Raw genomic sequence first — 14,113 nt, 5'->3', positions numbered from 1 at the left:
CTGATTTCATCAGCTTTTACAGCCCTACTCAACTGTGCGGAGGTGGGACGACGAAATCGAATTCTAACGAATTTCCGATTTCTGTCCCACTCTCTTTTTACTTTTTTAATAATGTTAGAAAATGACGGTTAGGAAGCGCTTTAAAGAGGAATATAAACAAAAATAAACAAAATACGACAAAAAATGATTGACAATCAATCAATATAGTGATATACTGAAGCTATAAATAAATAGTTAGATAAGGAGGTGGCAACAATGGGATTAAATCAACTCTTTAACAAAGATCTTGTATTTTGCCTACATGCCAAGGATCAAACAGATCTCTTTGAGCAGGTAGCAAGCTTATTGGAAGAGCGACAGATTGTGACACCAACCTATCGTTCCGCTTTGATTGAGCGTGAAAAGTCTTTCCCGACTGGATTAGACATGGAATTTCTTGGTAAAGACTTACCAAATGTGGCGATCCCGCACACAGACATTCTCCATAATCTCACTGAGAATGTGGTCGTGGTTCGTTTGGATCAACCCGTAACCTTCCATAATATGATTGCTCCAGATAAGGAAGTTCAAGTTTCGCTTTTATTCTTCATTATCAACAATTCAAGCTCTAGCCAAACCAATATTTTGGCCCAGCTGATGGATTTCTTTACATCCAATGGAAATCTCGAAGCTCTATCAAAATTAGATAGTGAAGATAAGCTTTATCAATACATTACGGAAACTATTTCCTAAAACATTCGTAAATATTTATAATGGAGGACATCCAAATGATTAAAATTTTAGCTGCCTGTGGTGCAGGTGTTAACTCTAGCCACCAAATTAAGAATGCGTTGGAAGAAGAGTTGTCAAACCGTGGTTATGATGTGCGTTGTGACGCTGTCATGGTCAAAGATGTCAATGAAGATTTGATTTCAGGTTATGATATCTTTACTCCAATTGCTGCAACTGATTTGGGATTCGATCCTGGTATTCCAGTGGTAGAAGCAGGACCAATTTTATTCCGTATTCCAGCGATGAGTGCGCCAGTCTTTGATAACATCGAAGCTGCCATTAAAGAACATGGATTAAGTTAATATTTTTTTAAAACAGTTTGTAAGCGTTATCCAATGATAAAATTGGGAACGATTAAAGTCTAATATAACAAATTATAAATCGGGAGGATTTATTATGAATGGCATTATTGATTTTGCCAATAAGTTTTTCAAACCCATCCTAGACATGGGTGCTCCGATCATCATGTTGATCGTCTTGACTTTATTGGCTCTCTTGTTTGGAGTGAAATTCTCTAAAGCTCTTGAAGGTGGTATTAAACTTGCCATCGCCCTTACTGGTATCGGTGCCATCATCGGTATGTTGAATGGAGCTTTCTCAGCGTCTCTTGCAAAATTCGTTGAGAACACTGGTATTCAATTGAATATCACAGACGTTGGTTGGGCACCTCTTGCGACCATCACTTGGGGGTCTGCCTGGACACTTTACTTCTTGTTGATTATGTTGATCGTCAACGTTATCATGCTTGCGATCAAGAAAACTGATACACTTGACGTCGATATCTTCGATATCTGGCACTTGTCTATCACTGGTCTTTTGATCAAATGGTATGCTGACAACAACGGTGTCAGCCAAGGAGTTTCACTTTTCGTTGCAACTCTTGCCGTTGTCCTTGTAGGGGTTATGAAAATCATCAACTCAGACTTGATGAAACCAACATTTGATGATTTGTTGAATGCACCAAGTTCATCACCAATGACATCTACTCACATGAACTACATGATGAACCCAATTATCATGGTCTTGGATAAAATCTTTGACAAATTCTTCCCAGGTCTTGATAAATACGACTTCGACGCTGCTAAATTGAACAAGAAGATCGGTTTCTGGGGATCTAAATTCTTTATCGGTTTCCTTCTTGGTATCGTCATCGGTATCATGGGTACTCCACATCCAGTTGCTGGTGTGCAAGATGCTGACAAATGGGAATTGGTTATTAAAGGTTGGTTGAGCCTTGGTTTGACTGCCGGTGTCTGCTTGGAATTGTTCTCATTGATCGGTTCTTGGTTCATCGCAGCAGTAGAACCATTGTCACAAGGTATTACAAACGTTGCTACTAAACGTCTTCAAGGACGTAAATTCAACATCGGTTTGGACTGGCCATTTATCGCTGGTCGTGCTGAAATCTGGGCTTGTGCCAACGTACTTGCACCAATCATGTTGATCGAAGCAGTGCTTCTTTCTAAAGTCGGAAATGGTATCTTGCCACTTGCAGGGATCATCGCTATGGGTGTAACTCCAGCCTTGTTGGTTGTAACACGCGGTAAATTGATCCGTATGATCATCTTCGGAAGCCTTCTCTTGCCACTCTTCCTTCTTTCAGGTACATTGATTGCACCATTTGCAACTCAATTGGCTAAGAGTGTTGATGCCTTCCCTAAAGGGGTAGCTTCTACTCAATTGATCACTCACTCAACTCTTGAAGGACCAGTTGAAAAATTGCTCGGTTGGACAATCGGTAACGCAACAACTGGTGATATCAAAGCTATCCTTGGTGTAGTTGTCTTCTTGGCATTCTATATCGGAATCTTCGCTTGGTACAGAAAACAAATGATCAAACGTAACGAAGAATATGCTGCAAATGCAAAATAATCGTTCCATGTAGTTTGAAAACTGACACCATATCTTTTCTAGATATGGTGTTTTTATTTTTAAAAAATGTTCGAAAATAAACAATTTAATGTTGACTTTCGTTCGAAATAGGTGTAATATAATATCAAAAGTAAGAAAATGTTTCTTTGTGAAAAATTAACAACAGGAATATTTGCTGAAACAAACAAAAGGAGGACAGGACATGTCTATTGTAATTGGTGCAGATGCTGCAGGATTAAGATTAAAAGATCTCGTGAAAGAGTTTCTTGTAAAAGAAAACTTTGATGTTGTGGATGTAACTGCTGAAGGTCAAGATTTTGTAGATGTGACACTTGCAGTTGCAAGCGAAGTGAACAAAAACGATCAAAATCTTGGAATCGTGATTGATGCTTACGGTGCTGGTCCATTTATGGTTGCAACTAAAATCAAAGGAATGGTAGCAGCAGAAGTTTCAGATGAACGTTCTGCTTATATGACACGTGGACACAACAATTCTCGAATGATTACCATGGGTGCTGAAATTGTTGGGGATGAATTGGCCAAGAACATTGCCAAAGGCTTCGTCAATGGTAAATACGACGGTGGTCGTCACCAAATCCGTGTCGATATGTTGAATAAGATGTGCTAATGAGAGGAGAATTCAAATGAGAATTGCAATTGGTTGTGATCACATTGTGACAAATGAAAAAATGGCTGTTTCTGATTTTTTGAAATCAAAAGGATACGAAGTGCTCGACTTTGGGACTTATGACCATACACGTACCCACTATCCAATCTTTGGTAAGAAAGTCGGTGAAGCCGTAGCAAGTGGCCAAGCAGATCTTGGTGTTTGTATCTGTGGTACTGGTGTTGGGATTAACAATGCTGTTAACAAAGTACCTGGTATCCGTTCTGCCTTGGTACGCGATATGACAACTGCTCTTTATGCAAAAGAAGAATTGAACGCGAATGTCATCGGGTTTGGGGGTAAAATTACTGGTGAATTGCTCATGTGCGATATCATTGAAGCATTCATCCACGCTGAATACAAACCAACTGAAGAAAATAAAAAATTGATCGCTAAGATCCAACATGTGGAAACCCATAATGCTCATCAAGCGGATGCTGATTTCTTTACAGAATTCCTTGAAAAATGGGACCGTGGTGAATACCACGACTAAGAGGTGACGTATGATATTAACGGTCACGATGAACCCTTCGATTGATATTTCTTATCCTTTGGATGTACTCCAGTTGGATACAGTCAATCGTGTAGCTGAGGTGAGTAAGACAGCTGGTGGAAAAGGTCTCAATGTTACCCGTGTACTTTCTGAGATCAAGGATCCAGTGGCAGCGACTGGCCTACTTGGTGGTCGGACGGGGCAATTCATTCTCGATCATTTAGGAGAAGGGATAGAGGAACGTTTCTTTGAAATTGCTGGAGATACACGTAATTGTATCGCCATCCTTCACGAAGGCAAGCAAACAGAAATCTTAGAAAAAGGTCCAACCATTTCTGAGAAAGAAGGCCAAGACTTTCTCGACCATTATCGTCACTTGGTTGAACAAGTAGAGGTTGTTGCCATCTCTGGAAGTCTTCCTGCTGGTTTACCAGTGGACTACTATGCTAGCCTTGTCAAGATTGCAAGGGAAGCTGGGAAACCAGTCGTACTTGATTGCTCGGGAGCTTCTTTAGAAGCTGCCATTCAAACAGCTGTCAAGCCTACGGTCATTAAACCAAACAATGAAGAATTATCTCAGTTGTTAGGAAAAGAAGTGAGTAAGAATGTGGAAGACTTAAAAGAAGTTCTTCAGGATTCTCTCTTTGATGGCATCGAATGGGTGATTGTCTCCCTTGGTGCAAATGGCGCTTTCGCTAAGCATGGGGATGTCTTCTATAAGGTAGATATTCCTAAGATCGATGTCGTCAATCCAGTCGGATCTGGTGATTCGACTGTTGCAGGGATTGCATCTGGTCTCTATCATCATGAGAGTGACGCAGACTTGCTCAAGAAAGCAAATGTTCTTGGAATGTTAAATGCGCAAGAAGCACAAACAGGACATGTCAACATGGGGCATTATGATGCCTTGTATCAACAATTAATCGTAAAAGAGGTATAAAATGGTATTAACAGAACAAAAACGCAACTATTTGGAACGTCTTAGTACAAAAGACGGTGTCATTTCAGCTTTGGCCTTCGACCAACGTGGGGCTTTGAAACGCTTGATGGCCAAATATCAAGACACAGAACCAACAGTAGCACAAATGGAAGAATTAAAAGTCCTTGTAGCTGATGAATTGACAAAATATGCTTCATCTATGTTATTGGACCCAGAATATGGTCTACCTGCTACAAAAGCCTTGGACAAAGATGCTGGTCTCTTACTTGCCTATGAAAAAACAGGTTACGATACATCAAGCACCAAGCGCTTGCCAGACTGCTTGAACCTTTGGTCAGCAAAACGCATCAAAGAACAAGGCGCAGATGCTGTGAAATTCTTGCTCTACTATGATGTAGACAGTGCAGATGAACTCAACCAAGAAAAACAAGCTTATATCGAACGCATCGGTTCTGAATGCGCTGCTGAAGATATTCCATTCTTCCTTGAAATCTTGGCTTATGATGAAGGAATTGCAGATGCAACCTCTGCTGAATATGCGAAAGTGAAACCTCGTAAGGTGATTGAGGCTATGAAAGTCTTTTCAGATCCTCGTTTCAATATCGATGTCTTGAAAGTGGAAGTTCCAGTTAATGTGAACTTCGTGGAAGGATTTGGAGAAGGAGAAGTTGTCTATAGTCGTGAAGAAGCAGCTGCTTTCTTCAAAGAACAAGAAGAAGCAACCAACCTTCCATACATCTACCTCAGTGCAGGTGTATCTGCAAAACTCTTCCAAGAAACCTTGGAATTTGCTCATGCATCTGGTGCAAACTTCAACGGCGTTCTTTGTGGACGTGCGACATGGGCAGGTTCAGTAGAAGCTTACATCAAAGATGGAGAAGCAGCTGCTCGTGAATGGCTTCGTACAGAAGGGCGTCAAAATATTGAAGAATTGAACGCAGTCTTGGATAAAGTAGCAACACCTTGGACAGAACGCGTATAAGATTCAATGATGATTGCCTCCTAAAGCAACAGTTAGAGAGTGGGACAGTAATCGGTCATTCGGTAGAATTCGATTTCGTCGTCCCACCTCCGCACAGTTGAGTAGGGCTGTAAAAGCTGATGAAATCAGCGTAGTAGAGCCCACTCAACCACTGCGTCTTGCTCGACAATCCAAAGATGATTGAGAGGCTAGGACTTTTATCCCAGCCTCTTCATTATTTCAAGGTCTTGTTTATTTTTTATAAAAAAATGTTTAAAAATTTTCGCTGTAAGGGTTTACAAAACAAAAAGTTTATGATAGAATAAGTTTATAAGTTGAATAGCAGTGAGCGTTACTAAGTTAGATTAGGCGTGACCACAAGTAGACTGAACAATTAGTGTATGCTAGTTTTTTCAGTTGCTTCGTGGTCATTTTTATTTGCTTTTAACAAATTTTACAAAGGAGAGCCTCATGTATCGTATTATCCATCCAATGAACAATAATGTTGCTTTGGTTCAAAATGAACTACAACAAGAGTTGATTGTTATTGGGAGTGGGATTGCATTTGGGAAAAAGAAAAATGATCTAGTAGCTGATGATAAGGTCGAAAAAGTATTTCGTTTAAACACGGATGAGTCAAGAGAAAACTTTATGGCCCTTCTAAAGAATGTTCCTCTTGATTTCATTACAACCACTTATGAAGTGATTGATACCTTGTCTAAGAAATATGCCTATCCTGTTCAAGAATATATCTATGTGACATTAACAGATCACATCTTTTGTTCTTACCAGGCAGTTCAACAGGGAAGATATAAATACAGTGACCTTCCTGATGTGTCTGCTATGCATCCGATTCCCTATAAAATCGCAAAAGAAGCGATTGAGATCTTTCGAAAGCGGCTCTTGGATCAATTTCCTGACGATGAAGTGAATCGCATCGCTTATCATTTCATTAATGCACAAGGGCAAATGATTCATGAGCAAGATCCAGATGTTCAGGACCGACAAGTTATTTTGAAAGCTGTAGAAGAAAAACTAGCTCAAAATGGATTGAAACGGAAAGAAGAAAACAGTCATTTCTATGATCGCTTTATGATCCATCTCAATTATTTCCTAGATTCGCTAGATAAGGGAAGAGAAGATCCAGAAGGTTTGAGCGAGATGGAACAACTGATTCAGCTAAGTTATCCAAAGGCTTATGAGATTAGTCATCAAATCTACCAAACCATCGCTGAACAGACAGGAGCCAAGATATCTCCTAATGAAAAAGTCTATTTAGCCCTTCATATTCAACGTCTATTATAAAAATTTTCAAAAGGTATCATAAGGAGGAACCAACATGAATAAAGAAGAAGTCCAATTACTTGGGTTTGAAATTGTCGCTTATGCCGGTGAAGCTCGATCAAAATTAGTGGAAGCCTTAAAAGCTGCTGAAAATGGTGATTTTGCTAAAGCAGAATCCTTAGTAGAAGAAGCGGGGTCTTGTATCGCTGAGGCTCACAAATCTCAAACGACCATGCTAGCGCATGAAGCAGCAGGAGAAGAAATCCCCTATAGCATTACCATGATGCATGGTCAAGACCATCTCATGACAACAATCCTATTAAAAGACGTGATTCACCATCTGATTGAACTATATAAAAGAGGAGCGAAATAATGAATAAACTGATTGAACTGATTGAAAAAGGGAAACCTTTCTTTGAAAAGATTTCTCGAAACAAATATTTGCGAGCGATTCGGGATGGCTTTATTGCAGGGATGCCTGTTATCCTTTTCTCATCTATCTTCATCCTAATTGCGTATGTACCAAACGCTTGGGGATTCCATTGGTCTAAAGATATTGAAACTTTCTTGATGACTCCATATAGCTATTCTATGGGCATCTTGGCCTTCTTCGTTGGTGGTACAACGGCTAAGGCTTTGACTGATTCAATGAACCGCGACCTTCCAGCAACTAACCAAATCAACTTCATTTCTACAATGTTGGCTTCTATGGTTGGCTTCTTGCTCATGGCTGCCGAACCTGCTAAAGAAGGTGGATTCTTAACAGCCTTCATGGGTACAAAAGGTCTGTTGACAGCCTTCATTGCAGCCTTTGTTACCGTTAATGTTTATAAGGTCTGTGTGAAAAATAATGTGACGATTCGCATGCCAGACGAGGTTCCACCAAATATTTCACAAGTATTTAAAGACCTGATTCCATTTACATTGTCAGTTGTACTCTTGTATGCACTTGAATTAGTTGTGAAAGCAAGCCTTCATGTAACGGTTGCTGAATCAATCGGTACCCTTCTTGCTCCACTATTCTCAGCAGCAGACGGTTATGTTGGTATTACGATTATTTTCGGTGCCTTTGCATTCTTCTGGTTTATTGGTATTCACGGCCCATCTATCGTTGAGCCTGCGATTGCAGCGATCACTTATGCAAATGCCGAAGTCAACTTGAACCTCCTTCAACAAGGTATGCACGCTGATAAGATCCTTACATCTGGTACACAAATGTTCATCGTCACTATGGGTGGTACTGGTGCAACTCTTGTTGTTCCGTTCATGTTTATGTGGTTATGTAAATCGAAACGAAATCGTGCTATTGGACGCGCTTCAGTAGTTCCTACATTCTTTGGTGTAAACGAACCAATCTTGTTTGGTGCACCACTTGTTTTGAACCCAATCTTCTTTATCCCATTCATCTTTGCACCAATTGCAAACGTATGGATCTTTAAGTTCTTTATTGAAACACTTGGCATGAACTCATTTACTGCCAACCTTCCATGGACTACACCAGGACCTCTTGGTATTGTTCTTGGTACAAACTTCCAGTTCTTATCATTCGCTCTTGCAGCATTGTTAATTGTAGTAGATATTGTTATCTACTATCCATTCCTCAAGGTTTATGATGAACAAATTCTTGAAGAAGAACGTTCAGGTAAAACTAATGATGAATTAAAAGAAAAGGTAGCTGCAAACTTTAACACTGCAAAAGCAGATGCTATTCTTGAAAAAGCTGGAGTAGATTCAGCACAAAATACAATTACTGAAGAAACAAACGTCCTCGTTCTTTGTGCTGGTGGAGGAACAAGTGGTCTTCTTGCCAATGCTTTGAATAAAGCCGCAGAAGAGTATAAAGTTCCAGTTAAAGCTGCAGCAGGTGGCTATGGAGCCCACCGTGAAATGTTGCCAGAATTTGACCTTGTTATCTTGGCGCCTCAGGTTGCTTCCAACTTCGAAGATATGAAGGCTGAAACAGATAAACTAGGCATCAAATTGGCGAAGACAGAAGGTGCTCAGTACATCAAGTTAACCCGTGATGGAAAAGGTGCTCTAGCCTTTGTTCAAGCTCAATTTGAAGAATAAGAACTAAAAAGTGAGATGGAGATGGATGGCTCACTAACTCCTCTCCCCTCGCTTTTCATTTTATCCAATCAAGAAATAGGTGAAAATATGACAAAAACACTTCCTAAAGATTTTATTTTTGGTGGCGCAACTGCAGCTTATCAGGCAGAAGGTGCGACTCATACAGACGGTAAAGGACCTGTTGCATGGGATAAATATTTAGCAGACAACTATTGGTATACTGCTGAACCAGCGAGTGATTTCTACCATAAATATCCAGTAGACTTACAGTTGGCGGAAGAATATGGCGTAAACGGAATTCGTATTTCTATTGCTTGGTCACGTATTTTCCCAACTGGCTATGGTGAAGTCAATCCAAAAGGGGTAGAATTCTATCATAAGTTATTTGCAGAATGCCATAAACGTCATGTAGAACCATTCGTAACTCTTCACCACTTTGATACTCCTGAAGCTCTTCACTCAAATGGAGACTTCTTGAATCGTGAAAATATCGAACACTTTGTAGATTATGCTGCTTTCTGTTTTGAAGAATTCCCAGAAGTCAACTACTGGACAACCTTCAATGAAATTGGCCCAATCGGTGATGGTCAATACTTGGTTGGTAAATTCCCACCAGGTATTCAATATGACCTTGCCAAAGTCTTCCAATCTCACCACAATATGATGGTTTCTCATGCACGTGCTGTGAAATTGTACAAAGACAAAGGTTATAAAGGTGAAATCGGGGTTGTTCACGCACTTCCAACTAAGTATCCATTGGATCCTAAAAATCCTGCAGACGTACGTGCTGCTGAGTTGGAAGATATCATCCACAACAAGTTTATCTTGGATGCGACTTACCTCGGACACTATTCAGATGCAACCATGGAAGGGGTAAACCACATTCTTTCAGTTAATGGTGGTAGTCTGGATCTTCGGGACGAAGACTTTGCAGCACTTGAAGCAGCTAAAGATTTGAACGACTTCCTTGGAATTAACTACTACATGAGTGATTGGATGGAAGCCTTTGATGGCGAAACAGAAATCATTCATAATGGTAAAGGGGAAAAAGGAAGCTCTAAATACCAAATCAAAGGTGTTGGACGTCGTGTAGCTCCTGACTATGTACCTCGTACTGACTGGGACTGGATCATCTACCCTCAAGGTTTGTATGATCAAATCATGCGTGTCAAGAAAGATTATCCAAATTACAAGAAGATCTACATCACTGAAAACGGACTTGGATACAAAGATGAGTTTGTGGACAATACGGTTTATGACGATGGCCGGATTGATTATGTGAAACAACACTTGGAAGTCTTGTCGGATGCGATTGCTGATGGTGCAAACGTCAAAGGATACTTCATCTGGTCTCTTATGGACGTCTTCTCTTGGTCTAATGGTTACGAAAAACGCTATGGTCTCTTCTATGTAGACTTTGAAACCCAAGAGCGCTATCCGAAGAAATCGGCTCATTGGTACAAGAAAGTAGCTGAAACTCAAGTGATTGAATAAGTATCAACTGGAACTGTTTTAGTTCCAGTTTTTTTATTTTCACTTGATGAAGGTCTCTTAAACGAATCTCTTCTTTCAGCCCCTAATTTATGGTATAATAGATCGATACTGTAATAAGGAAAATAGAATGAATATACAACAATTACGATATGTAGTGGCGATTGCCAATAGTGGTACTTTTCGTGAGGCTGCTGAAAAAATGTATGTGAGTCAGCCGAGCTTGTCTATTTCAGTACGCGATCTGGAAAAGGAACTGGGCTTTAAAATTTTTCGTCGAACTAGTTCGGGGACATTTTTGACCCGTCGGGGAATGGAATTTTATGAAAAAGCGCAGGACGTGGTTAAGGGGTTTGATATTTTTCAAAATCAATATGCCAGTCCTGAAGAAGAGAAGAAAGAATTCTCTATTTCTAGTCAACACTATGACTTCTTGCCACCATTGATGACGGAATTCTCGATCCGCTATCCGGAAAATAAAAACTTCCGCATCTTTGAGTCAACGACGGTCCAAATTTTGGATGAAGTGGCTCAAGGGCATAGTGAGTTGGGGATTATTTATCTCAACCGTCAAAATACCAAGGGAATTATGCAACGGGTTGATAAATTAGGACTTGAAGTGGTGGATTTGATTCCTTTTCAGACTCATATTTACCTTCGCAAGGGGCACCCTCTGGCTAAGAAGAAAAAACTGGTCATGGAAGATCTAGCTCAATTGCCAACTGTTCGCTTTACCCAAGAAAAAGATGAGTACCTCTATTATTCAGAGAATTTTGTCGATACCAGTTCGAGCTCCCAAATGTTCAATGTAACCGACCGGGCCACCTTGAATGGGATCTTGGAGCGGACAGATGCTTATGCGACAGGATCAGGCTTTTTAGATAGCCAGTCCGTGAATGGTATTACCGTGATTCCTTTAGAAGACAACTTGGACAATAAAATGGTCTATGTCAAACGCGAAGAGATGGATCTCTCCCCTGTAGCAGAGAATTTTGTCGAGGTCATGGTAGAGTATTTTGATCAAAAGAGGTAAGAAATGAAGAGAAAAATAATGGTTCCAGTAGCAATTGTGCTATTGGTCCTACTGGATCAGTTGGTCAAATGGTATGTAGTCAAGAACATTCCACTGGGTGTCGTTAAGTCTTTTATTCCCCATGTGGTCAGCCTGACCTATCTTCAAAACACAGGTGCAGCTTTTTCACTTCTTGAAAATCAGCAATGGTTCTTTACCCTCATCACTCTAGTCGTGATGGTAGGGGCCTTTTACTATCTTTATAAGCACCTTAAGGGGTCGCTTTGGATGGTGATGGGCTTGACCTTGGTGATTGCAGGTGGCTTGGGGAATTTTATCGATCGCCTGCGTCAGGGCTTTGTGGTCGATATGTTCCACCTGGATTTTATGAATTTTGCCATTTTTAATGTAGCAGATAGTTATTTGACAGTTGGAGTTTTCTTGCTCCTGATCCTGATGTTGAAAGAGGAAACGCATGGAAATTAAAATCGAAGTAGCCGGTGCGCGACTGGATAAGGCTTTGGCGGATTTGACTCCCTTGTCACGAGCTGTAGCCAATGAGCAGATCAAAGAAGGAAAAGTTCTGGTCAATGGAACTGTGAAAAAAGCTAAGTATACGGTCAAAGAAGGAGACATCATCCAGTATGAAGTCCCAGAAGTGGAAGAGGTCAGCTATGAAGCAGAAGATCTGCCCTTAGACATCGTCTATGAGGACCAGGATGTCGTCGTCGTCAATAAACCCCAAGGCATGGTTGTTCACCCGAGTGCCGGCCACACCAGCGGGACCTTGGTCAATGCACTGTTATACCATGTCAAGGACCTTTCAGGGATCAATGGAGAATTGCGTCCAGGGATCGTTCATCGGATCGACAAAGACACGTCAGGCCTCTTGATGGTCGCAAAAAATGACCAAGCCCACGTCGCCTTAGCAGAGGAACTCAAAGACAAAAAATCTCTCCGGAAGTATTGGGCCATTGTCCATGGCAATCTTCCTAACGATCGGGGCATGATCGAAGCACCAATTGGTCGCAGTGAAAAGGACCGGAAAAAACAAGCAGTGACGGCTAAAGGAAAACCTGCAGTGACCCGTTTTCAAGTCTTGGAACGCTTTGGGGATTACACGCTGGTAGAGTTGCAACTGGAGACTGGTCGGACCCACCAAATTCGGGTCCACATGGCCTATATTGGCCATCCCGTGGCTGGAGATCCTGCTTATGGTCCTAAGAAGACACTTAAAGGACAAGGACAGTTTCTGCATGCACGGACACTTGGCTTTACCCATCCCCGTACAGGCGAGACCTTGGAATTTACAGCAGAAGTACCAGCGATCTTTGAGAAAACGCTGGAAGACCTTCGAAAAGGATAATGAAGATGGCTGAATGAAGATTCAGTCACTTTCATTACATACGAAATAAATAGTATTAGAAAGAATCATAGCGATGAAAGCAAAACGAATCGTCTTTAAAGTAGGGACCTCGTCTTTAACCAATCCAGACGGGAGTCTCTCCAGACAGAAGGTCAAGGTCATTACGCAGCAGTTGGCTCTCTTACACGAATCGGGCCATGAGTTGATCTTGGTCTCATCAGGGGCGGTTGCTGCTGGATTTGGTGCCCTTGGTTTTAAGAAACGGCCGACCAAGGTGGCAGACAAGCAAGCTTCTGCGGCAGTTGGGCAAGGCTTACTGATGGAAGAATATACAGCCAACCTGCTCTTACGCAACATTGTTTCTGCGCAGATTTTGTTGACCCAGGATGACTTTGCGGATCAGCGCCGTTATAAGAATGCCCACCAGGCCCTTTCTGTTCTGCTCAATCGTGGGGCCATTCCAATCATCAATGAAAACGATACGGTCTCGATTGCCGAGTTAAAAGTAGGAGACAATGATACCTTGAGTGCGCAGGTTGCAGCCATGGTTCAAGCGGATCTTTTGGTCCTTTTAACAGATGTAGATGGCCTCTATACAGCCAATCCTTCTCAGGCTCCAAGTGCTAAGCGCTTGGATCGAATCGAACACATTTCTCGTGAGATGATCGAGATGGCTGGTGGTGCTGGCAGTAGCAACGGAACTGGTGGAATGCTGACTAAACTCAAGGCAGCGACCCTTGCGACCGAGTCAGGGGTTCCCGTCTATATTTGCTCGTCTCTCAAGCCGGATGCCTTGATCGAAGCAGCAGAAGAGCAAGCAAATGGCAGTTACTTCCTTGCAGAGGATAAGGGTTTAAAAACCCAGAAGCAATGGCTAGCCTTTTATGCAGAAAGCAAAGGTGCCGTTTGGGTGGATGCTGGAGCAGCGCAAGCTCTGTTGGATCATGGAAAGAGCTTATTAATTTCTGGTGTGACCAAGGCAGAAGGGGATTTTTCTTATCACGACATCGTCAGCGTCTATCATCAAGAGACTGGTCAATTACTAGGAAAAGGCAAGGTCCGTCTCGGCCAATCAGCTGTGCGAGATATGCTCCAGTCTAAAAAAGCTAAGGGAATCCTTATTCACCGGGATGATTGGATCTCGGTAACTCCCGAGATTGACCTACTCTTTACAGAATTCTAGAGG

General features: G+C 41.5%; 15 protein-coding genes. All 15 read left to right on the top strand.

Annotated features, from left to right (window positions below):
• Window positions 1-255 precede the first annotated feature (255 nt).
• Entirely contained in the window at window positions 256-732 is a 477-nt protein-coding gene (locus tag P5Y91_RS01075; protein ID WP_277838770.1) for a PTS sugar transporter subunit IIA, read from the top strand.
• A gap of 35 nt (window positions 733-767) precedes the next feature.
• Window positions 768-1,073, top strand: coding sequence for a PTS sugar transporter subunit IIB (locus P5Y91_RS01070; protein WP_003002828.1), 306 nt, complete (start codon window positions 768-770; stop codon window positions 1,071-1,073).
• A 94-nt stretch (window positions 1,074-1,167) separates the two neighbouring features.
• Entirely contained in the window at window positions 1,168-2,643 is a 1,476-nt protein-coding gene (locus P5Y91_RS01065; RefSeq protein ID WP_049498245.1) for a PTS galactitol transporter subunit IIC, read from the top strand.
• A gap of 202 nt (window positions 2,644-2,845) precedes the next feature.
• Window positions 2,846-3,271 carry a galactose-6-phosphate isomerase subunit LacA gene (gene lacA / locus P5Y91_RS01060; protein ID WP_003007724.1) on the top strand — a complete coding sequence of 142 codons (426 nt, stop codon included), beginning with the start codon at window positions 2,846-2,848 and terminating at the stop codon, window positions 3,269-3,271.
• A gap of 16 nt (window positions 3,272-3,287) precedes the next feature.
• The gene (gene lacB, locus P5Y91_RS01055; RefSeq protein WP_003002763.1) at window positions 3,288-3,803 is read left to right on the top strand and encodes a galactose-6-phosphate isomerase subunit LacB; all 516 of its coding nucleotides are present in this window, start codon (window positions 3,288-3,290) and stop codon (window positions 3,801-3,803) included.
• 10 nt (window positions 3,804-3,813) lie between these two features.
• Window positions 3,814-4,743: a tagatose-6-phosphate kinase gene (locus P5Y91_RS01050; RefSeq protein WP_155124825.1), complete on the top strand. Its 930-nt coding sequence runs from the start codon at window positions 3,814-3,816 to the stop codon at window positions 4,741-4,743.
• A gap of 1 nt (window position 4,744) precedes the next feature.
• Window positions 4,745-5,725, top strand: coding sequence for a tagatose-bisphosphate aldolase (gene lacD, locus P5Y91_RS01045; protein ID WP_155124826.1), 981 nt, complete (start codon window positions 4,745-4,747; stop codon window positions 5,723-5,725).
• 450 nt (window positions 5,726-6,175) lie between these two features.
• The gene (locus tag P5Y91_RS01040; RefSeq protein ID WP_049472541.1) at window positions 6,176-7,009 is read left to right on the top strand and encodes a PRD domain-containing protein; all 834 of its coding nucleotides are present in this window, start codon (window positions 6,176-6,178) and stop codon (window positions 7,007-7,009) included.
• A gap of 34 nt (window positions 7,010-7,043) precedes the next feature.
• Window positions 7,044-7,361 carry a PTS lactose/cellobiose transporter subunit IIA gene (locus P5Y91_RS01035; RefSeq protein ID WP_277838769.1) on the top strand — a complete coding sequence of 106 codons (318 nt, stop codon included), beginning with the start codon at window positions 7,044-7,046 and terminating at the stop codon, window positions 7,359-7,361.
• Window positions 7,361-9,058 carry a lactose-specific PTS transporter subunit EIIC gene (locus P5Y91_RS01030; protein WP_023918364.1) on the top strand — a complete coding sequence of 566 codons (1,698 nt, stop codon included), beginning with the start codon at window positions 7,361-7,363 and terminating at the stop codon, window positions 9,056-9,058. The genes P5Y91_RS01035 and P5Y91_RS01030 overlap by 1 nt, the downstream gene beginning before the upstream one ends.
• A gap of 87 nt (window positions 9,059-9,145) precedes the next feature.
• Window positions 9,146-10,552 carry a 6-phospho-beta-galactosidase gene (gene lacG, locus P5Y91_RS01025; RefSeq protein ID WP_049474595.1) on the top strand — a complete coding sequence of 469 codons (1,407 nt, stop codon included), beginning with the start codon at window positions 9,146-9,148 and terminating at the stop codon, window positions 10,550-10,552.
• A 127-nt stretch (window positions 10,553-10,679) separates the two neighbouring features.
• Window positions 10,680-11,582 (top strand): LysR family transcriptional regulator, encoded by a 903-nt coding sequence (locus tag P5Y91_RS01020; RefSeq protein WP_277838768.1) that lies wholly within the window; start codon window positions 10,680-10,682, stop codon window positions 11,580-11,582.
• 3 nt (window positions 11,583-11,585) lie between these two features.
• Window positions 11,586-12,047, top strand: a complete 462-nt coding sequence (gene lspA / locus P5Y91_RS01015) for a signal peptidase II (protein ID WP_023918362.1) — start codon at window positions 11,586-11,588, stop codon at window positions 12,045-12,047.
• Window positions 12,037-12,927 (top strand): RluA family pseudouridine synthase, encoded by an 891-nt coding sequence (locus P5Y91_RS01010; RefSeq protein WP_023918361.1) that lies wholly within the window; start codon window positions 12,037-12,039, stop codon window positions 12,925-12,927. The genes lspA and P5Y91_RS01010 overlap by 11 nt, the downstream gene beginning before the upstream one ends.
• A 73-nt stretch (window positions 12,928-13,000) precedes the next feature.
• The gene (proB, locus tag P5Y91_RS01005) at window positions 13,001-14,110 is read left to right on the top strand and encodes a glutamate 5-kinase (protein WP_277838767.1); all 1,110 of its coding nucleotides are present in this window, start codon (window positions 13,001-13,003) and stop codon (window positions 14,108-14,110) included.
• Window positions 14,111-14,113: the final 3 nt, after the last annotated feature.

This window comes from Streptococcus taoyuanensis (genome assembly GCF_029589235.1).
GTDB classification, from domain to species: Bacteria; Bacillota; Bacilli; order Lactobacillales; family Streptococcaceae; genus Streptococcus; species Streptococcus taoyuanensis.
Note: the sequence above shows the minus strand (reverse complement) of the source record. Positions and strands in the feature narration are given on the sequence as shown.